The organism is Amphritea sp. GJ51-11 (assembly GCF_055808735.1).
The window spans coordinates 1,415,968-1,435,632 of record NZ_CM147881.1; the positions used below are offsets into that span (position 1 = coordinate 1,415,968).

The following is a 19,665-nucleotide window of genomic DNA, read 5'->3' on the forward strand; positions in this document are numbered from 1 at the left end:
GCGGGTTACTGGATAAAGTTTGAAAGATTTAACCCTTAAACTTCATCACGTCCGAGTGCCCGTAGCAGTTCGTTAACCTTCTCTTTGCCGCCAATGGATTCATAGAATTTAGGCCAAACACTTTCTTGCGCTTTTTTCGCCCAGAGTGGTTCGTCTTCCAGACTATCAATCTGCATATTGTATTTGTTTACCAGCTCATCTTTGATAATGGCTTCTTGATCTGTCAGCCACTTCAAACTGTGGGCGGTAGCGGCGGTGCCAGCGTCTAAAATGGCTTTCTGGGTGGCTTCATCCTGATCTTGGAACAGGGATTCAGACATGATTAGCGGTTCAAGCAGGAATAGATAGTGCAGGTCAGCGATGTACTTTTGTACCTCACCGAACTTCATCGCGTAGATGGTGGCATAGGGCGTGTCTTGACCATCGACGACACCTTGCTGCAAGGCGGTGAAGGTTTCAGACCAAGCCATCGGGGTTGGGTTATTGCCCCATGATTTATAGGTATCGATCATGATCTCGTTTTTCGGAACCCGCACAATCACGCCGTCTAGGTCGGCTAGTTTTTTAATCGGCTGTTTCGAGTTACTCAACACCCGAAAGCCTGAATAGGTCCAGCCGACAATGCGCACGCCGGTGTCACGCACAGTGTTATTAATCAGTTCAGCCGCGATTGGGCCTTCGACGGTTTGAGTCACCTGATCGAGGTTTTCAAAGATATAGGGTAGTGAAAGAATACCCAACGAAGGCGAGAAGGGGGCGAGGTTATTACTGGCCAAGATTGAGAAGTCGAGGGTGCCAAGGGCGGCGTCATTGACGGTGTCTTGCTCCGAGCCCAATTGACCATTGAGGAATAGCTTAGCGGAGTGTTTATTGCCGGTTTTTTGTTCCAGCTGCTTAATAAATTCCAGTCCGAGAGCTTCCTGCGCACTGCCTCCACCATCGCCGACCGCAATATTCCAACTAGCGGCTAGGGTGCTGGCTGAAAAGGCCAAGCCTGCGGCTAGCGAAATTACCTTATAGATCTTATTCTTATGTTTCATCAGTAACTCCTGAGTGTTTTTGCGCAACCCATTTGCAAGATTGCTTTATTTTTTTATCTGCTCGAGGCGATAATTGCGTTACCCATTGATGGGCCCGTTTCGTTATGCCAACACTATCATCAGCCACGTTATGCCGTTAAAACTGCCTTGATTCATGCGTGAATCTCAGGGGCCTAACGTGTGCGTGATAATAGCCATACATACTCTGCCCGCCGGCCTTCGATTTTTAGAACCAGCCACTGCAGTCCATTGGAGCCAGCTTGAAAGCCGCTTGAATCGGCCTTTTGAGCCTATGTTGCGTTTATTTGGGCGGCAGATTGTAGCGTAATTAGCTGAAACTTAGGCTTTCATACCGCGCCAGATTGCTAAAATAGGCTGAAAGTGATGAATAATTACGATAAATTACCAATAATATTGTGAAAATTGTTATTTGAAATTCATCGTTATGATATGAGATGGCAATGAACAGCGCATATGAGTGTAGGGATATATGAGTAAACAGAGAAAAGACAGTGCTGACCGAGAGAATTTGCGCATCGGCCGTCAGATTAGAGATCTCCGTAAAGCCAAAGGGGTAACGCTGGTTGAGATGGCTGAAAGGATTCAGCGGTCGGTCGGTTATATCAGTCAGGTGGAGCGGGGTGTTTCTGCCTTGCCGGTGCCTGTTTTACAGTCGATTAGTGAAGTGCTCGGCGTGCAAATTAGTTGGTTTTTCCATGCGGAAAACGAGGCGCCGATTGAGGAGCTGAATCATATCGTGCGCCGGGAATCTCGGCGTAGTCTTAATTTTGCAGGCACGGGTATTCGTGAAGAGCTGCTATCGCCACGTTTATCCGGTCAGCTAAAAATGATTCTCACCAGTTTTGCGCCGGGGGCACAAAGCGGTGCGTCACGGCAGTTGAAAGGGGAAGAGGGTGGCTTGATCCAATCGGGGCGGCTTGAATTACAGATCGGCGATAAAGTTTTTATGCTCAATAAAGGTGACAGCTTTACCTTGACGGGTGAAGATACTTATCGCGCGTATAATCCATCGGAAACGGAAGATGCGATTGTGATCTGGGCGATTACCGGAGGGTACTGATCGCGGTTTGAGGTAGTGTCGAGCTGAGAACGTTAGGCCTTGCGGGTTGTTGGATGGGGTGACGGGGGATTGGTTGGCATGATTGGTAGCTCTGCCTTAAAGAGCAGAGCTACCTATTCGGTCTATTGATTGGGCTGGCCTGTTAAACTGTTGCGGGGCGCCGATCTAACCGGTGGGTTAACATTAAGCGTTAGATTTGAGTCGTTCTCCCTTGGCATCGTAAGCCACCCCTTTTATACGGCTGGCGGGGTAGTGTTGACCCAATACTTGCACCGTTAGCTCAGCATTGAGCATATCGCTATCGATGTAAGCTAAGGCGAGACTCTTTTCACAGCGGAAGCCATAACCACCGGAGGTGACCTGACCAACCACTTTACCGTCACAGTAAACCGGCTCCATACCCACCGCGGCATCAACATCCGTGTCGTGAAGTTCTAAGGTAACCAGTTTCTTAGGTACGCCCGCCTCTTGCTGTGCTAACAGTGCTGGTTTACCCTCAAATTCACCCTTATCAAATTTAGCAAAGAATCCCATATTGGCTTCCAGCAGAGTAAATTCGGTGGTTAGGTCATGGCCCCACATTGGATAGCCTTTTTCTAAGCGCATGGAATCCATCGCACGTAGACCGAAGTTGCAAATATTGTAAGCCCGGCCCGCTTCCATCAACGCATCGTAGAGTTCAATTTGATGTTCGATAGGATGGTGCAGTTCCCAGCCGAGTTCACCCACAAAGTTCATCCGTAATGCCCGTAGCGGCACACCGGCCACGTCGATTTCTTGGCCGGTAAACCAAGGGAAGCCTTCATTGCTGAGGTCCGCGCTGGTTAATTGCGATAGCACCTTACGAGCATCAGGGCCGGCAATCACTAGGCAACCATAGGTTTCGGTAATGTTCTGCAGGGTGACCGAGCCATCCTCGGGTAGACGATTGCGTAACCAATCTTCTTCGAGCAGTTCACCGACCGCCGGGGCCATCATGTAATAGCTACCATCCGCGAGTTTAGTGATGGAATATTCCCACGCGATGCCGCCTTCTTGGGTCAGCGGGTGCGCCAAAGCAATACCGCCGGTGTGGTCTGGGATCCGGTTAGGTGAGATGGATTCCAACCATTGATGGGCGTTGTCACCGCTGATCGAAAACTTAGTGAATGGTGTCAGGTCCAGTAAACCGACGTGGTTTTTTACATTAAGGCATTCGCCGGCAACTGCTTCAAACCAGTTACCGCGGCGGAAGCTATGCTGCTCAACCGGTTGCGTACCTTTAGGGGCATACCAGCTAGGCCGCTCCCAGCCAAAATAGGCACCGAATACAGCATTCTGCTCGGCTTGGCGTTGGTAGATTGGGGATTTCTTCTGGCCCCGCTGAGCGGGACGCATGGCATATTCGTTGGGGAAGCCTAACTGATATTCGTTGGCATAGACTTCAGTACCCTTAGCAACGGAGAACGCATGGTTGGCGTAATCGCCGAATCGACGTGGATCCAGTTCAAATAGATCCAGTTCGGGATGGCCATCGACAATCCATTGAGCCATGAAGTGGCCTGCGCCGCCGCCCTGTACGATACCGAAATTGAAGCCGGTGCAGACGAAGTAGTTAGTGTAACCATGTACTGGGCCGATAAGCGGATGACCATCTGGGGTATAGGTGATTGGCCCGTTAACGACGGTTTTAATGCCCGCGTTGCCGATAATGTTTACCTGCTCCATCGCGGTACACATAATATCTTCGATGCGGTCCAGTGACGGTTGCAGCAATTCTTGGCCGAAGGCGGCCGGTACACCGTCGGTCGCCCATGGAATACCGCCTTTCTCGTATGGCCCAAGAATGAGACCTTTGCCTTCCTGACGCAGATAGTAGGACACATCTGGATCACGTAGCATCGGTAGCATACTGTCTCGTTCTTCCAGTTCTGGGACATTATCGGTGACAACAAACTGATGCTCCATCGAACAGACGGGTAGCTGGTGGCCTACCATTGCAGCGACTTCATTACAGCGGAAACCGGCGGCGTTAACGATAATACCGGCATCAATCACCCCTTTGGCGGTGGTGACTTTCCAACGGCCATTCGCTTGCTGCTCGATGGCATCAACCGGGTTGTTACGCACGATAGTCGCTCCGGCCGCGCGGGCACCGGCCGCCATTGCGTTGGTGACACTGGTCGGATCGATATGACCATCTGCAGGGTCCCATAAACCGCCGATCAGCCCGGTAGTATCCAGGTAGGGGTAAAGCTCTTCCAGTCGCTGATTATCGATGATTTCCAGATCCAGCCCGGCTAAATCAGACATCGCGGCGACACGTTTGAACTCATCCATACGGTCTTGTGTATGGGCCAATCGAACCGCCCCGGTCATATGGTGATCAACGGGCTGGCCAGTTTCTTCCTGTAGACGGCTATATAACGCAATACTGTACTGCTGAAGCTTCATCACGTTATAGCTATTGCTGAAATGTGGCAGGTTGCCTGCCGCATGCCAAGTAGAACCGGAGGTAAGTTCCAGTTTTTCCGTCAGCATGACATCAGTCCAGCCCATCTTGGTCAGATGGTAAAGGGTACTTACGCCGGCGATACCGCCACCAATGATCAGCACATCTGTTTTATTTTTCATGGTTATTGTTCTCATGTTATATGACCGAGGGAGGTCTTGTCTGTCGATACCTAGGGATGGTATAAATCGTTATAGATCACCGCAAACGATTAATTATTGTTAAATAGATAAGCTTTGCTAATGAGTAGGGGTTTTAGTGTGGAGGCTCCATGAATAAAAGGCTTACCAGTAATATCCAGTTGAACTGGCTACGAACGTTTGAAGCGGCAGCACGGCAACTGAGCTTTACGCTGGCCGCCGATGAGTTGAATATGAGCCAGTCGGCGGTGAGTCAGCAGATTCAGCTATTGGAGCATCATCTGGATCAGCAACTGTTTGTCAGGGCCAACCGGGCGATTCAGTTGTCTGATGCTGGACGGGCATTTCTACCTTTAGTGCAAGATTCGATGCGGCAACTGAACGAGGGGGCGGCACAAATTTTCACGCCGTTGAATGCTTCGGTGGTTGAAGTGAATGTTAATACGGCCTTTGGAGTGCTCTGGTTGGCGCCTAATTTGGCCAGTTTTAGCGCGATCTATCCACAAATAACCGTGCGTCAGCTAGGCACTAACTGGGCAACCGATTTCAATATTTCCACGGCCGAACTGGAGATCCGTTATGGCAATGGAAACTGGCCCGGTTACGACGTTTATCCGTTAATTACCCCCCATTTAAGGCCCTATTGTACGCCGCAAAATGCTAAGCGTTTGCGCACTCCTGCCGACCTTGAAGGCCTGCCGCTGCTGGATGTTATTGGCACCCCCGAAGGTTGGAGCAGCTGGTTGGAACAGATGCAACTGCCCGGTCTAAAAGAGCAGCCGCGCCATGTGACGGATAGCCATGCTTGTGCGGTGGCAATGGCCGCGAGTGGCTTCGGCATCTGTCTGATTTATGATGATATGGTGCAGGATGGGGTGTTGGCAAAACAGCTGGTTGCCCCTTTTATTGATCGTATTCCAACAGAGGGAAACTATTACCTGTGTTATTCGAGCGATCGTGAACTGTCGCAAGCAGCCACGGTATTTCGTGATTGGTTGCTTGATAAAACCAGCTATCGGGAGCCGGAAAACCGATGAAACGTCACTTCCCGCCTTTAAATGCCTTACGCTCTTTTGAGGCCACCGCACGGCTGTTAAGTTTTCAGCAAGCCGCTACAGAACTTAATGTCACTCATTCGGCGGTTAGCCATCAAATAAAGAAGTTAGAACAGGATTTGGGCACCTCATTGTTCTCTCGGTTGGGGCGCAGTATCGCGTTGACCCCGGTGGGGGAGCTGTACTATGTGGAAATCCATGCTGCTTTGCTACAAATTGAGCACAGTACCTTAGAACTGTTTGGCGAACCGGATAAAGGTGATCTCATTGTTCAGGCCTATATGGGGGTGGCGTCACGTTGGCTAGTACCGCGGGTCGGGGGCTTTAGACAACAATACCCCGGTATTCAGATACAGTTGAATAACTCTTATCTCGGTTGGGGGATCGATCGCGATGCAGTGGATGTCGGCATTATTTATGCCGAGCAAGTTGATAACAGTTTGTCTTACCAGCGTTTATTTAAAGGCAATTTGATACCGGTCTGTAGCCCTGATCTTTTTGCCGCTGAGGGCTGCCAATCGTTAGACCAATTATTGGCCCAGCCTTTTCTCAATATCACTGAATCGCCGAATAATCTTCCCCATTGGCTGACCGCTCATCAACGACCGGACGATAGCATTACCATTGCGAGTGAACATGATAATCACCTACTGGCATTAGAAGCGGCGATTACCGGAGCCGGGGTCGCAGTGATGCCGGTGTTTTTTTGTTGTAGTGATATTGCCAGCGGAAAACTGATTGTGCCTCAGCCGTTGCCGGTGCCCGAGATAGGGGATTGGTATCTGGTGCAGCAAAATGCCAATGTGGCGAATTCACGCGCCATCTGCTTTAGCAACTGGTTGCTGCGGGAGTTATCTCAGGATGCTGTTTTACAGCAATATCTGTAGCGAGGCTTTATCTGGCAACACTGTTTTGAGCAATGTTGAACGGGTGCTAGTTCAGCTGTTTGCGTGTCAAAAGCATAAGCCTGACTAATTGACGTCGCTAGCCTTGCAAACACTCAGGAATACCCTGTGGGCTTGGGGACGGTGATTGATTGGCTATGGCCGATGTAGAGCGGTGATATTCAGATGACAGCCCGGCTAATTAGCCGGGCTGCTGAGCATTGATTATCTTAATCGTTAGGCTTTCCCTTTCCAGGGGATCAGTCGAGATTCGATTTGCCGCATGAGTATGTCGATACTGTAGCCAATCAGGCCAACGATGATGACCCCGAGCACCACAATATCCGTCGCGAGAAACTTACTGGCGACCATGATCATAAAACCGACTCCCGATTCCGCGGCCACCAGTTCGGCGGCGACGACGGTACCCCAACAGACCCCCATTGCAACCCGCATTCCGGTGAAAATCTCCGGCAGTGAGTTCGGCAAAATAACATGTAGAAGGATCTGCTTTTTGCTGGCACCGAGTGAGTATGCCGCATGAATTTTGGAGAGTTTAACGCTACCCACACCGGCTCTGGCGGCAATGACCATGATCCATAGCGCGGCAAAGAACAGCAGTAAGATCTTGGAGCGTTCACCGATACCGGACCAGATAATCACCAGCGGAATAAATGCCAGTGGTGGAATCGGACGGAAGAACTCCACCATCGGGTCGAACCAGCCTCGGATCACCTTTGACAGTCCCATGGCAAAGCCGAGCGGGATACCCACCAGACAACCTAAGCCAAAGCCGACCAAAATTCGGTATAAGCTTGCCCAGATATGTTCCCATAGAGAGAAGTTACGGTAGCCGTCTGAGGAGATGCTGATAAATTGATGCCATACTCCGGCAGGCGAGGGCCAGAATATCGGGTTGACTAACCCGAGAGCACTACCGATATACCAGACAAAGGCTAGGGTGAATACTGACAGCACACTCCAGAAGCGGCCCTCGGTAACGGCAGAGGTATCGCCGAAGGTGACGGTCTTTCGTTTGGCGATGCCGGTTTCACTCAGGCCACAACGTTGTTTGAAGTTTTGATAGATAGACATGCTCAAGCTCCTGCTACTTCAGTGCGTCCCATTATTTCTTCTTCCATCTCCCAGATCATGGAGAGGACCTCTTCCCGTTTGCCGATAAAGTCTTGTGATGCCTTTATTTCACGTGGGTCGTGATCTAAACCCGCCTCGGCGAAAGGCAGTAGGTATTCCTGTTTAATCCGCCCAGGTCGGGGTGCCATGACAAACATTTTCTCACCGAGAAACAGGGCTTCTTCAACGCTGTGGGTAATGAGGATGATGGTCTTGCCAGTCTCTTTCCAAAGCTTTAATACTAGGCTCTGCATTTTTTCTCGGGTGAGTGCGTCCAGTGCGCCGAGGGGTTCATCCATAAGAATGATATCGGGATCATTGGCAAGGCAACGCGCTAGTGCAACCCGTTGTTGCATTCCACCGGAGAGTTCATAAATGGATTTCTTGCCGAAATCTTGCAAACCGACGGTTTCCAGTAGATGGTCGACCGTCTGTTTAATTTCGTGCTTAGGGGTGCCCTGCATGGCGGGGCCGAAGCCGATATTTTCAGCAACGCTTAGCCATTCAAATAGGGCGCCTTGCTGAAATACCATGCCCCGGTCGGGGCCGGGTGCATGTAGTTCGGTTGTACCGTTGGATATGGTGCCCGTGGTCGGTGCTAAAAAGCCTGCGATGATATTCAGCAAAGTGCTCTTGCCGCAACCGGAAGGCCCTAAAATAGAAAGCAGCTCACCCTGTTGCAGACAGAAATTAACGTCCTGCAACGCTTCCACCTGACCTCCGTCGGGAGTATCAAACATCATTGATACGTTATTAACGATTAGCTCAGACATGGTTATACCCTTATTGTTATGAATCTTAGACGCAACAGCCGCGAAGGCTGTGCGTTCCTTTGGGTTGGTTGCCCTGGTCTGTTGGCTATTTCACTTGTTGGTAAAAGCTGGCGTCGATGGTTGCGCTGTAATCATCCAGTGCTTGCGGAATCTGCTTTTGCTGGACAAAGAAATCAGCCACCTCTTTGGTAAACGCCTGTACTGTGCCGCCCATCCATTGCTGCGATACCTGCTGCTCTTTGAGAGGGAAATCAAATAGGGCGAGCACCTGATTGGAATCGGCAACAGACAGCCCGGATGCCTTAGCGATCACTTGTTCGACTGATTTAGGTGATTGCTTAAAGGTGCGGTTGGCATCATCGGTGACGGAGAGGAATTGAGTCACCAGCTCGGGATGGTTTTTGGCGAACTTGTTACTGGCAGAGATGACATCAAAAACGCGGATGCCGAGTGCTTCTTGATCCTTGGCACTCATCAGTACTTCGCCGTATTCCTTCATACGGCGCAGGGCGCCACCCCAACCACAGGCCATAGCAACATCACCACGGGCCAGTGCGGCAGCACCATCAGCCGGTGCCATATCCAGTAAGCGGATCTTGGTCGCATCAACCTTTAGGTGGTTAATAATCCGTAGCATCTTGTAATGGGCAACGGTGCCAAAGGGGACGGCAACGTTTTTGCCGACTAAATCAGCCGCGTTGCTTTGGCTGATGCCGCTGGCTTTACTGACCACGCAGTTATCATTTTCGGCATAGGATACGGCGATGCCAACCATCGTGATTGGCAACCCCTGAGAAACCGCAACGGTGAATGGCACGAGTCCTTGAGAGTAAGCCATATCAACATCGCCGGAGGCCATCGCGGCAGACATCGCAGCACCGGAATCGAAGGCCCGCCATTCGACTTCGACCCCCATCTCTTTGTCGTAGGTTTTATTCACTTGGGCGGCTTGGTTAGCGGTTGGCCACTCAAGAAAGTAACCGACTGATACCTTGTCAGGTAGGTCTGCAGCTTGAGTCAAGCTAGCGCTAAGGGTTAGGGTCGTTATTGCGATCGACTGTAGAACTGTAGGGATAGATTTTTTCATATAATCCTCGTCTTTTTAGAAAGATTGCCTATGGCGGGCTTCTACTTTTTTATTGTTATGTGACCGAATATTGAGTACATGGGAGAACAACGTCACTCGGTTAAATGACCGTTTCTCGATACTGCCGTGAAACCGCCGTCACGACAATTGAGAATAATTGTTTAGATGTTAGAAAAACTAACAGGTTGTTTTTCTCTATTGAATTTAAATAAAACAATTTAAAATCAATGTCTTATATGTGATTTCTGTTGTTGGTTTAGTGTGTTTTTAGACTGTTGGTTAAATGTTGTTAGACTTTTTAGCGCTGCTTTATCGGCACGAATCTTTGCTGCTCGGTTTTTTATGGCACGACAACGGGCCGTTTATTATCGGGCTGCACCTCATGTGGTGATCGGACTCATCAGCAACGACCGTAGCGGTGCTAAAAAAAACCACCCAGATGTTTGTCCGGGTGGCCAATAGGGGCTTGGGATTAACTTAAAGGCCGCTGATCATTAACATTCAATCACGTTGACCGCGAGGCCGCCTAATGAGGTTTCTTTGTATTTATCGTGCATATCAAAGCCTGTATCACGCATGGTTTTAAGGGCATCATCGAGGCAGACAAAGTGGCTACCATCGCCGCGTAACGCCATCGATGCGGCGTTAATTGCCTTCATCGCCGCCATTGCGTTGCGCTCGATACAGGGCACCTGTACCAGCCCACCCACCGGATCGCAGGTTAGTCCTAGATTGTGTTCAATGGCGATTTCGGCGGCATTTTCGACCTGTTCCGGCGTCGCACCGATCGCTTGTGCGAGGCCTGCTGCTGCCATCGCACAGGCCGAACCGACTTCACCTTGGCAGCCAACCTCTGCTCCCGAGATAGAGGCATTACGTTTACACAGCAAACCGATTGCGCTGGCCGCTAGTAGGAAATCGATGATGCCATCTTCATCAGAATTGGGGCAAAACTTATCGTAGTAATGCATCACCGCAGGAATAATACCGGCAGCCCCATTGGTTGGGGCTGTCACCATGCGTCCGCCGCCGGCATTTTCTTCACTCACCGCAAGGGCATAGAGGTTCACCCAGTCCATAGCACCCAGCGAGGGGGTGATCATATCCATACGGGTTTTGTTTTTCAGATCCCGGTACAGGTCGGGGGCGCGGCGTTTGACATTCAGCCCGCCTGGTAGCACACCTGTCTGTGTCAGGCCTTTATTGACGCAGTGTTGCATCGCCGTCCATAGGGTTAATAAATCTGCTCGAATCTGTTGTTCCGATCGCCAGGTTTTTTCATTTTCGAGCATAACCTGACTAATGCTGAGTTGCTGGGTTTCACAAACGGCTAATAAGGCTTTGGCGGTATGAAACGGGTGGGGCAGCGGTGTGTCTGTCGGCTGTTCCGCAGCCTGTTTGATATCCGCCTCGCTCTGTATGAAACCTCCGCCGACGGAGTAATACACCCGGTGGCAGAGTTGCACGCCATCGGCATCCCAGACGGTAAAATCCATGCCGTTAGGGTGGTAGGGCAGCACGGTTTCCGGCTGATAGAGTAGGTCTCTGGCAACGTCAAAGTAGATCTCCTGACGTCCTAGCAGTTTTAGACGCTGAGTTTTGATCACCGCTTGCAGCCGCGGTTTAATTTGATCAGGGTCGATGGTTTCAGGTTGCTGACCTTCCAGCCCGGCAATGATTGCTGGTGCTGTTCCATGCCCGATACCGGTGGCACCGAGGGAACCAAATAGACGGCAGCGTAGGCGCGCGATCTGCCGGGTTTTGCCGAAGCCATGCATCTCTTCGACAAAAGCAAGTGCCGCTTTCATCGGGCCAACGGTATGTGAACTGGACGGACCAATACCCACTTTCAATAGATCAAACAGACTGATACTCATCTCTGCTTACCTCATCATTATTTTTATTGTTGTTGAGCCAGTCAGAGAGCGCACTTAGGTTCTGACTGGCTAGTATTAGCGGTTGGTTATCTTTAGCCCTAAGGGCTTATTTATACACGGGGTAATCCGCGCACAGCGCAATGACCTGTTGCTGTACCTCAGTGATCTTGCTATCTAATGCCGCGGGTTGGTTTAACACATCCAGCAAATCTGCAATCCAACCGGCGAGCATGCGGCATTGTGGCTCTTTAAAGCCTCGTGTGGTGATTACCGGAGAGCCGATCCGCAGACCGGAGGTAACGAACGGCGACTGAGGGTCACCGGGAACGGCATTTTTGTTGACAGTGATATTGGCCCGCCCAAGGGCAGCATCGGCCTCTTTGCCGGTTAACCCTTGTTTGATAAGGCTTAGGAGAAACAGGTGGTTTTTGGTGCCACCGGAGACAATTTCAAAGCCGCGTTCCAGCAAGACTTCAGCCATCGCGTTAGCGTTTTTAATCACCTGTGCTTGATAGGCTTTGAACTCTGGGGTGAGTGCTTCTTTGAAGGCGACCGCTTTTGCCGCGATAACATGCATTAATGGGCCACCCTGACTGCCCGGAAATACCGCCGAATTGAGTTGTTTCTCTAAGCTATTATCGCGGGCGAGGATCAGACCTCCCCGTGGACCGCGTAAGGTTTTATGAGTTGTGGTCGTGACCACATCGGCAAACCGAACCGGATTGGGGTATAGATCGGCTGCCACCAAACCGGCAACATGAGCCATATCGACAAACAGATAAGCATCGACTTTGTCAGCAATCTCACGAAAGCGAGCCCAGTCGACAATTTGGGAATACGCAGAGAAGCCCGCGACGATCATTTTCGGTTTGTGCTCTAGCGCTAGGCGTTCAACTGCATCGTAATCAATCTCGCCGGTGGCTTCGTTCAGACCGTATTGCACCGCGTGGTAGAGCTTACCGGAAAAGTTTACATGGGAGCCGTGGGTTAGATGGCCGCCGTGGGCTAGACTCATGCCTAATACGGTATCGCCGGGCGCACAAAGGGCCATATAAACCGCGGCATTTGCCTGAGAGCCCGAGTGTGGCTGCACATTGGCATAGCTTGCGCCAAACAATTTTTTCGCCCGGTCGAGTGCCAGCTGTTCGACAACATCGACATATTCACAGCCACCGTAATAACGCTTGTCGGGATAACCTTCGGCGTATTTGTTGGTGAGGGCCGAGCCTTGTGCCTGCATGACCCGCCGGCTGGTGTAGTTTTCTGAAGCGATGAGTTCGATATGCTCCTGCTGACGGACTTCTTCTTTTTCCATCGCAGCCCAAAGCGCTGCATCATAGTTTTGTATATTGTCATCTTGACTAAACATCAAAGATTTCTCCGGTATTAACGATCGCTTCCACGGCCGTTAGAAATGAGCGATAGCCGGTTTGGCGGTTAATCGATAACCGCTCGACCGGCTTGGCATCGGTAAAAGAGTGCTAGAGGATTAGCGCATTATCTGATTCAGGAAACAGTCCACACCCGCTTGAGCGACCACTTCATCCTGATCGGGGGTGCCTGAACTGCAGCCAACCCCGCCGATAATATGATCTTCGGCAAACAGTGGCAGGCCGCCGGCGACAATAGAAAATTTGCCTTGGTTACTGGTATTGATACCGAAAGCGGGTTTGCCCGGTACGCTGATCTCACCGTAGGCCCGGGTCGATTTTCGTGCTGCCGAGGCGGTATAAGATTTACTCATGGCAATATCGATACTGGTGATGCGGGCATTGTCCATTCGCTTAAAAAGCACCAAATTGCCACTGTCATCGGTGATAGCAATATCCATATCAATATCGATCTCACGGGCTTTGTCACGACAGGCCTGCATGATCAGTTCAGCGTCATCTAATGTTAATTTCGGAACCATTCGCATAGTGGATACCTTCTTGTTGTTATTTTTAAAGTGATTATCAGGCTTGCATGACGTCATCGAGGGTGGCTATAAAGGTATTGACGGTACGATCGACATGCTGCAATTTATCAAGGCCAAATAGACCGATCCTGAAGGTGCAGTAATCCTCGGGTTCATCGCACTGCAGCGGCACGCCGGCGGCAATTTGAACGCCCTGGGCAACGAAGCGTTTACCGTTGTGAATATCGGCGGTGTCGGTATAGCAAACCACCACGCCGGGAGCCTCAAAGCCTGGTGCAGCGACACTATTAAAACCCCGCTGCGTGAGTTGTTCGCGCACTTTACGGCCCATTTCTAGCTGGCGGTGCTTGAGCTTTTCAAAACCGATCTCGGCGGTTTCTTGCATTACCTGATGAAAGCGATTGAGAGCATCGGTGGGCAGGGTGGCATGGTAAGCGTGGCCACCTTGCTCATAGGCGTTCATGATTTGCATCCACTTCTTTAAGTCGCAGGCAAAGCTGGTACTTGTGGTGTCTTCAATACGGGCTAACGCGGTAGGGGACAGCATCGCTAGGCCAAATGCGGGTGAGCCACTCCAGCCTTTTTGTGGCGCGCTAATCAGAATATCAACGCCGCTGGCTTGCATATCAACCCAGACCGTACCCGAGGCAATGCAATCCAAGACCAGCATACCGCCAACCTGATGCACAGCATCGGCAACCTGACGGATATAGTCATCGGGTAGCATCATGCCGGATGCGGTTTCGACGTGTGGGGCAAATACCAGATCGGGCTGTTGCTCTAAAATGGTGGCTACCACCTGATCGATAGGCGCCGGTGCAAAAGGGGCTTGGCTCTCATTGGTGATCTGACGGGCTTTCATCACGGTGCATTCAGCGGGGATCGAGCCGGTATCCAATATTTGGCTCCAGCGATAGCTGAACCAACCGTTACGAATAACCAAGCATTTCTTGTCGTTGGCAAACTGGCGGGCAACGGCTTCCATAGCAAAGGTGCCACTACCGGGAACCACAATGGCGGCATCCGCTTGATAAACCTCCTTTAGGGTGGTCGAAATATCCTGCATCACCTGACAAAAGGCTTTAGACATATGGTTTAACGAGCGGTCGGTATAGACAACTGAGTATTCAATCAGGCCCTGTGGGTCTATCTGAGGGAAAATAACGGACATAAATAAATCTCCATGAAATTATTTGTTATTTTTTCACGAGGATGCATCAATAAAATTTGCTTGGCAAGCCTGAAGATTAAAAAATGTATAAAAATCACTCAGTGAACGGTGACTTTAATCGGCAAAACTAGCGGCTTGTTGATGATGCTTTTGATGGCTAATTTATTGTTTTAAATATGTTTTGTTGTATAAATTGCTGGTTTTAAGCTGATTATCTCAATAGCGGTAAAGACTCGTCTAGTTAATATTTTACGTGAAAAAATATATTGAATTTTCATTTTTGCATGTGTAGATTCGCTGAAATTGTTCAGATTCAGTTGTTTTAAAGTAACGCTATCTGGGTCTGCACTACATGCTCCTGATACAGGAGCATCTCTGTAGCTAATGCGAGTCAACCAAGAGGAATAGTCGATGCAACGGGAATCGATGGAGTTTGATGTGGTCATTGTCGGGGCCGGCCCTGCCGGTTTGTCCGCGGCCTGCCGTTTGGCACAACAGGCGCAAGAAAATGATACCGAATTGATGATCTGTGTCGTCGAAAAGGCCGCCGAGGTCGGCGGGCATATTCTCTCGGGCGCGGTGGTTGAGCCGAGGGCATTGAACGAATTATTCCCGGACTGGAAAGCGCAAGGCGCGCCACTCAAGACCGAGGTAACTGAAGATCAGATCTATCTGTTAAAAGATGCGCAGTCGGCTCGCAAAATCCCCCATGCCTTTGTGCCTAAGACCATGCATAACCAGGGTAACTATATCGCCAGTGTCGGCAATCTCTGTCGCTGGTTGGCTGAGCAAGCGGAACAGTTAGGGGTTGAGATCTTTCCGGGCTTCGCTGCTGCCCATATTATCTATGGTGATGATGGTCAGGTGGCGGGTGTGGGCACCGGTGATATGGGGCTGGATGAGCAGGGTGAACAGAAAGATAGCTATATGCCGGGGATGGATCTGCTGGCCAAATACACTCTCTTTTGCGAAGGCTGCCGTGGCCATTTAGGCAAAGAGTTGCAGGCCAAATATGCTTTGGATAAAGAATCCGATGCCCAGCACTACGGTCTTGGCATAAAAGAGTTATGGGATATTAGCCCTGATAAGCATCAACCAGGACGGGTGATCCATGGGGCTGGCTGGCCCCTGACAGAAGGCGGCGCCAGTGGCGGCTTTTTTCTTTACCATGCCGAGCCATGTCAAATCGTGGTAGGGCTAATTACCGACCTTAATTACGCTAATCCTTATCTCAGTCCGTATGATGAGTTTCAGCGTATGAAACATCATCCGCTGATCGCCGATGTATTAGCGGGCGGACGTCGTGTCTCCTATGGTGCACGGGCGATTACTAAGGGGGGCTTTAATGCGTTGCCGAAGATGAGTATGCCGGGGGCATTACTGCTGGGTTGTGATGCCGGCACACTCAACTTTGCTAAAATCAAGGGCACCCATACGGCGATGAAGTCCGGCATGGTCGCCGCTGAAGCGGTGTTTGCGGCGCTGCTTGATGGTGATGAAGGCGGTAAAGTGTTGTCGAGCTTTGATCGTGGCTTTAAAGAATCTTGGGTTTATGATGAGTTGTATCGAAGTCGTAACTTTGGCCCGGCACTTCATAAATACGGCACTTTAGTGGGTGGGGCGCTGAATTATATTGATCAGAATCTTTTCTGCCTGCCGTTTACGCTGCACGATAATATCCCCGATTACGCCAGTATGTCATTGGCCAGTGAGTGTCAGCCGGTTAACTACCCCAAACCCGATGGCATGCTGAGTTTCGATAAGCCCTCATCGGTATTTCTCTCCAATACCAACCATGAAGAGAGCCAGCCCTGTCATTTGAAGCTCGATGACCCCTCGATACCGTTGGGGCAAAACCTGCAACGTTTTCACGAACCCGCACAGCGTTACTGTCCGGCGGGCGTATATGAAATTGTTGTCACTGAGTCGGCACCAACGTTCCAGATCAATAGCCAGAACTGCTTGCACTGTAAAACCTGTGATATCAAAGACCCGGCTCAGAATATCACCTGGGTGCCACCGGAAGGCGGTGGTGGCCCGAACTACCCGAATATGTAAATACAAAAAAATGGAGCGTGAGGCTCCATTTTTTTTGTCCGGAGATGTTGAACGTGTACAGGCTAGATGCTTGATGAGAAGGGTGTAGGCGGCACTCTTTCGGCACCTAAAGTGGTGTCGCTGAAGTTATGGTTAAATATTTTTTCATTAATATAAATTTATTTTTAAACAAAACTATTGACATAAAAAGAGTCTTTAACGAATATGTTTATGAAAATAAATTCAATAATTTCACGAATGTGTTTTTCGTGATGTTTTTAATCGAGGTCTAGATGAAAGTACTGGTCGCGGTAAAACGGGTTGTCGATGCCAACGTGCAGGTGCGTGTTAAAGCCGATAACTCTGGCGTAGAACTGGCCAACGTAAAGATGGCACTTAATCCCTTTTGTGAAATAGCTATTGAAGAAGCGGTTCGTCTGAAAGAGGCGGGTGTTGCCTCTGAGGTGATTGCTGTGAGTGCGGGCGATTCTGCTTGCCAAGAACAGCTGCGGACAGCTTTGGCTCTCGGCGCTGATCGAGCTATTCAGGTCACGACAGATGCCGAACTTCAGCCTCTGGCTATCGCCAAGTTGCTTAAAGCCGTCGTGGAGAAAGAACAGGTCGGTTTGGTTATCTTAGGCAAACAGTCGATCGATAGTGATAACAATCAAACCGGTCAGATGTTGGCTGCGTTAGCGGGTATGCCACAGGGAACCTTCGCATCGAAGGTCGTTGTTGAAGGGGGTGAAGTATTGGTCACCCGTGAGGTCGATGGTGGCTTGCAGCAGGTTGCCTTAACGCTACCGGCGGTTATTACGAGCGATTTACGCTTGAATGAGCCGCGTTATCCTTCACTACCCAATATTATGAAAGCTAAGCGCAAGCCACTCGATAACATCACCCCTGAAGATCTCGGTGTGGATGTGGCTCCGCGGTTAACAACACTCGAAGTGAATAGCCCGCCGGCCCGGGCTGCCGGCCAGATGGTTGCCAATGTAGCCGAACTTGTTGAGAAATTGAAAACCGAAGCGGGAGTACTCTAATGACTATTTTGGTGATTGCTGAACACGATAATCAACAGTTGAAAGCTGCGACAGCAAATACCGTAACAGCGGCACTGCAACTGGCAGAGAAAACCGGTGCGGCGGTAAGCCTTTTGGTGGCAGGCAAAGACTGTGAGCCGGTTGCTAAGCAGGCGGCGGCAATGGCCGGTGTCGCTCAGGTGTTAGTGGCGGATTGCGATGCTCTCGCGAGTCAGATGCCGGAAAATCTAGCCCCGCTGCTGGTGAATCTAGTCAAAGCGTTATCGGTAACCCATGTACTCGCACCGGCGACTACTCAGGGAAAAAATGTACTGCCCCGTGCTGCGGCAATGTTGGATGTGGCGCAGATTTCCGAAGTAACCGCGATCATCGATGCGACAACCTTTGTGCGTCCTATCTACGCAGGCAATGCGCTGGCTACCGTACAGAGCAGCGATCCGATTCAGGTGGTTACTGTACGCGGCACTGCATTCGAGGCAGCGGCGAGTGAGGGTGGCAATGCCACTATTACGGCACTAGAAGCTGTCGCCGATAGCGGTTTGTCTCGCTTTATCCTAGAAGAGGTTAGCCAGTCGGATCGTCCGGAACTGACCTCTGCGAAGATCATCATCTCCGGTGGTCGAGGCATGCAAAATGGCGATAACTTTGTGCTGCTCGAAAATGTCGCTGATAAGGTAGGGGCCGCCGTTGGTGCATCCCGCGCGGCGGTTGATTCAGGTTTTGTTGCTAATGATATGCAAGTGGGTCAGACCGGTAAGATCGTCGCCCCAGAGCTTTATATTGCGGTCGGTATTTCCGGTGCAATTCAGCATCTCGCTGGGATGAAAGACTCTCGCGTGATTGTGGCGATCAACAAAGATGATGAAGCACCTATTTTTGGGGTTGCCGACTATGGTCTGCATGCCGATTTATTTGATGCCCTGCCGGAGCTCGACGCTCAACTGAGCTAACGAGCCTTGCTAATTACCGGCTATCTCAAGATAGTTAGCCGGCAACGAGGATTGATTTCGATGACTAAACAAACGTATCGCATAGTGCTGGATTGTCCTGATCAGGTCGGTATCGTCACCCGGGTGGGTGATGTTATTACCTCGGCAGGTGGCTGGATCTGTGAAGCGGCGCATCACTCTGATGAAGAAAGTAACTGGTTCTTTTCCCGCTTTGATGTTCTGGCGGATTCTTTGCCGTTTGGTTGTGAAGCGTTGGAAGAACGGTTTGCGGCGTTAAAACAAGAGCTGAAGATGAACCTGCGGGTTGAAGATACGGCTAAGCCTAAGCGGGTTGTAGTGATGGCGAGTAAGGGTAGCCATTGTCTGTCTGATCTACTGGATCGCTGGAAAAGCGGCGATCTGAACTGTGAAATTCCCTGTGTGATTTCCAACCACGAAGATATGCGCGGGCTGGTGGAGTGGTATGGCATACCCTTCCATCATGTGGTGATTGAGAAAGACAATAAAGCACCGGGTTTTGCCCGCGTTGAGTCGATTGTCGAAGAATGCCAAGCGGATTGCGTTGTGCTTGCACGTTATATGCAGATCCTCCCACAGGCGCTATGCGAGAAGTTACGTCATAAGGTCATCAATATACACCACAGTTTCTTGCCTTCATTTATTGGCGCGCGACCTTACCATCAAGCCTCACGGCGAGGGGTAAAGCTGATCGGTGCTACCTGTCACTATGTGACTGAGCAGCTGGATGAAGGCCCCATTATTGATCAAGACGTGGTACGGGTCAGCCACAGCGATAAAGTGGAAGATCTGGTTCGTTTGGGGAAAGACGTCGAGAAATCGGTATTGGCTCGCGGTTTACGTGCCCACCTTGAAGACCGGGTGTTGGTGCATGGCAATAAGACGGTTGTTTTTAAGTAACTCGATTCAGTTGAGTTAACTCAATATGTCAGCCTTGGCTACTGGCGCTCGGTAGCCAACACAAAA

The 19,665-nt window shown here is 50.4% G+C and carries 16 protein-coding genes; 7 read left to right on the forward strand and 9 right to left on the reverse strand.

Translation table 11 applies throughout. The features are described 5' to 3' along the window. Positions 1–35: 35 nt before the first annotated feature. Positions 36–1,040 carry a TRAP transporter substrate-binding protein gene (locus tag AC0L4K_RS06130; protein WP_417227148.1) on the reverse strand — a complete coding sequence of 335 codons (1,005 nt, stop codon included), beginning with the start codon at positions 1,038–1,040 and terminating at the stop codon, positions 36–38. A 490-nt stretch (positions 1,041–1,530) separates the two neighbouring features. Here AC0L4K_RS06130 and AC0L4K_RS06135 point away from each other — a divergent pair, with 490 nt between their 5' ends. Then, complete coding sequence (locus AC0L4K_RS06135; RefSeq protein WP_473268600.1) at positions 1,531–2,121, forward strand: helix-turn-helix domain-containing protein; 591 nt, start codon at positions 1,531–1,533, stop codon at positions 2,119–2,121. A 183-nt stretch (positions 2,122–2,304) separates the two neighbouring features. Here AC0L4K_RS06135 and AC0L4K_RS06140 read toward each other — a convergent pair whose 3' ends face one another. Continuing rightward, positions 2,305–4,734: a GcvT family protein gene (locus tag AC0L4K_RS06140; protein ID WP_473268601.1), complete on the reverse strand. Its 2,430-nt coding sequence runs from the start codon at positions 4,732–4,734 to the stop codon at positions 2,305–2,307. A 149-nt stretch (positions 4,735–4,883) separates the two neighbouring features. On the opposite strand from AC0L4K_RS06140, the gene AC0L4K_RS06145 reads away from it, so the two are divergent. Beyond that, complete coding sequence (locus AC0L4K_RS06145) at positions 4,884–5,789, forward strand: LysR substrate-binding domain-containing protein (protein ID WP_417227154.1); 906 nt, start codon at positions 4,884–4,886, stop codon at positions 5,787–5,789. Beyond that, entirely contained in the window at positions 5,786–6,694 is a 909-nt protein-coding gene (locus AC0L4K_RS06150) for a LysR substrate-binding domain-containing protein (RefSeq protein ID WP_417227156.1), read from the forward strand. Before AC0L4K_RS06145 ends, AC0L4K_RS06150 begins: the two co-directional genes overlap by 4 nt. A 234-nt stretch (positions 6,695–6,928) precedes the next feature. Here AC0L4K_RS06150 and AC0L4K_RS06155 read toward each other — a convergent pair whose 3' ends face one another. The 7 genes from AC0L4K_RS06155 to AC0L4K_RS06185 form a co-directional block, all read right to left on the reverse strand. Then, the gene (locus tag AC0L4K_RS06155) at positions 6,929–7,786 is read right to left on the reverse strand and encodes an ABC transporter permease subunit (RefSeq protein WP_417227158.1); all 858 of its coding nucleotides are present in this window, start codon (positions 7,784–7,786) and stop codon (positions 6,929–6,931) included. Positions 7,787–7,788: 2 nt separating this feature from the next. Further along, positions 7,789–8,598, reverse strand: coding sequence for an ATP-binding cassette domain-containing protein (locus AC0L4K_RS06160; protein ID WP_473268602.1), 810 nt, complete (start codon positions 8,596–8,598; stop codon positions 7,789–7,791). Between the two features lie 85 nt (positions 8,599–8,683). Next, complete coding sequence (locus AC0L4K_RS06165) at positions 8,684–9,685, reverse strand: taurine ABC transporter substrate-binding protein (RefSeq protein WP_417227162.1); 1,002 nt, start codon at positions 9,683–9,685, stop codon at positions 8,684–8,686. 494 nt (positions 9,686–10,179) lie between these two features. Further along, positions 10,180–11,562: an L-serine ammonia-lyase gene (locus AC0L4K_RS06170; protein ID WP_417227164.1), complete on the reverse strand. Its 1,383-nt coding sequence runs from the start codon at positions 11,560–11,562 to the stop codon at positions 10,180–10,182. Between the two features lie 106 nt (positions 11,563–11,668). Continuing rightward, a complete protein-coding gene (glyA, locus tag AC0L4K_RS06175; RefSeq protein WP_473268603.1) occupies positions 11,669–12,931 on the reverse strand; it encodes a serine hydroxymethyltransferase in 1,263 nt (420 codons plus the stop codon). 120 nt (positions 12,932–13,051) lie between these two features. After that, entirely contained in the window at positions 13,052–13,480 is a 429-nt protein-coding gene (locus tag AC0L4K_RS06180) for a GlcG/HbpS family heme-binding protein (protein ID WP_417227168.1), read from the reverse strand. 37 nt (positions 13,481–13,517) lie between these two features. Continuing rightward, a complete protein-coding gene (locus AC0L4K_RS06185) occupies positions 13,518–14,651 on the reverse strand; it encodes an aminotransferase class V-fold PLP-dependent enzyme (protein WP_473268604.1) in 1,134 nt (377 codons plus the stop codon). Positions 14,652–15,062: 411 nt separating this feature from the next. Between AC0L4K_RS06185 and AC0L4K_RS06190 the strand changes: the two genes are divergently transcribed. From AC0L4K_RS06190 to purU, 4 genes are all read left to right on the forward strand, one after another. Next, complete coding sequence (locus tag AC0L4K_RS06190) at positions 15,063–16,709, forward strand: electron transfer flavoprotein-ubiquinone oxidoreductase (protein WP_473268605.1); 1,647 nt, start codon at positions 15,063–15,065, stop codon at positions 16,707–16,709. A 272-nt stretch (positions 16,710–16,981) separates the two neighbouring features. Beyond that, entirely contained in the window at positions 16,982–17,731 is a 750-nt protein-coding gene (locus tag AC0L4K_RS06195; RefSeq protein WP_417227174.1) for an electron transfer flavoprotein subunit beta/FixA family protein, read from the forward strand. Further along, the gene (locus AC0L4K_RS06200) at positions 17,731–18,681 is read left to right on the forward strand and encodes an electron transfer flavoprotein subunit alpha/FixB family protein (RefSeq protein WP_417227176.1); all 951 of its coding nucleotides are present in this window, start codon (positions 17,731–17,733) and stop codon (positions 18,679–18,681) included. The genes AC0L4K_RS06195 and AC0L4K_RS06200 overlap by 1 nt, the downstream gene beginning before the upstream one ends. A 60-nt stretch (positions 18,682–18,741) precedes the next feature. Continuing rightward, on the forward strand, positions 18,742–19,599 hold the full coding sequence (gene purU, locus AC0L4K_RS06205; protein WP_417227178.1) for a formyltetrahydrofolate deformylase: 858 nt from the start codon (positions 18,742–18,744) through the stop codon (positions 19,597–19,599). The last annotated feature ends 66 nt before the right edge of the window (positions 19,600–19,665 follow it).

What these genes read in the sequence shown, in the direction of transcription:
- AC0L4K_RS06130 (WP_417227148.1), bottom strand. Translation starts at nt 1,040, where the DNA reads ATGAAACATAAGAATAAGATCTATAAGGTAATTTCGCTAGCCGCAGGC.
- AC0L4K_RS06135 (WP_473268600.1), top strand. Translation starts at nt 1,531, where the DNA reads ATGAGTAAACAGAGAAAAGACAGTGCTGACCGAGAGAATTTGCGCATC.
- AC0L4K_RS06140 (WP_473268601.1), bottom strand. Translation starts at nt 4,734, where the DNA reads ATGAAAAATAAAACAGATGTGCTGATCATTGGTGGCGGTATCGCCGGC.
- AC0L4K_RS06145 (WP_417227154.1), top strand. Translation starts at nt 4,884, where the DNA reads ATGAATAAAAGGCTTACCAGTAATATCCAGTTGAACTGGCTACGAACG.
- AC0L4K_RS06150 (WP_417227156.1), top strand. Translation starts at nt 5,786, where the DNA reads ATGAAACGTCACTTCCCGCCTTTAAATGCCTTACGCTCTTTTGAGGCC.
- AC0L4K_RS06155 (WP_417227158.1), bottom strand. Translation starts at nt 7,786, where the DNA reads ATGTCTATCTATCAAAACTTCAAACAACGTTGTGGCCTGAGTGAAACC.
- AC0L4K_RS06160 (WP_473268602.1), bottom strand. Translation starts at nt 8,598, where the DNA reads ATGTCTGAGCTAATCGTTAATAACGTATCAATGATGTTTGATACTCCC.
- AC0L4K_RS06165 (WP_417227162.1), bottom strand. Translation starts at nt 9,685, where the DNA reads ATGAAAAAATCTATCCCTACAGTTCTACAGTCGATCGCAATAACGACC.
- AC0L4K_RS06170 (WP_417227164.1), bottom strand. Translation starts at nt 11,562, where the DNA reads ATGAGTATCAGTCTGTTTGATCTATTGAAAGTGGGTATTGGTCCGTCC.
- glyA (WP_473268603.1), bottom strand. Translation starts at nt 12,931, where the DNA reads ATGTTTAGTCAAGATGACAATATACAAAACTATGATGCAGCGCTTTGG.
- AC0L4K_RS06180 (WP_417227168.1), bottom strand. Translation starts at nt 13,480, where the DNA reads ATGCGAATGGTTCCGAAATTAACATTAGATGACGCTGAACTGATCATG.
- AC0L4K_RS06185 (WP_473268604.1), bottom strand. Translation starts at nt 14,651, where the DNA reads ATGTCCGTTATTTTCCCTCAGATAGACCCACAGGGCCTGATTGAATAC.
- AC0L4K_RS06190 (WP_473268605.1), top strand. Translation starts at nt 15,063, where the DNA reads ATGCAACGGGAATCGATGGAGTTTGATGTGGTCATTGTCGGGGCCGGC.
- AC0L4K_RS06195 (WP_417227174.1), top strand. Translation starts at nt 16,982, where the DNA reads ATGAAAGTACTGGTCGCGGTAAAACGGGTTGTCGATGCCAACGTGCAG.
- AC0L4K_RS06200 (WP_417227176.1), top strand. Translation starts at nt 17,731, where the DNA reads ATGACTATTTTGGTGATTGCTGAACACGATAATCAACAGTTGAAAGCT.
- purU (WP_417227178.1), top strand. Translation starts at nt 18,742, where the DNA reads ATGACTAAACAAACGTATCGCATAGTGCTGGATTGTCCTGATCAGGTC.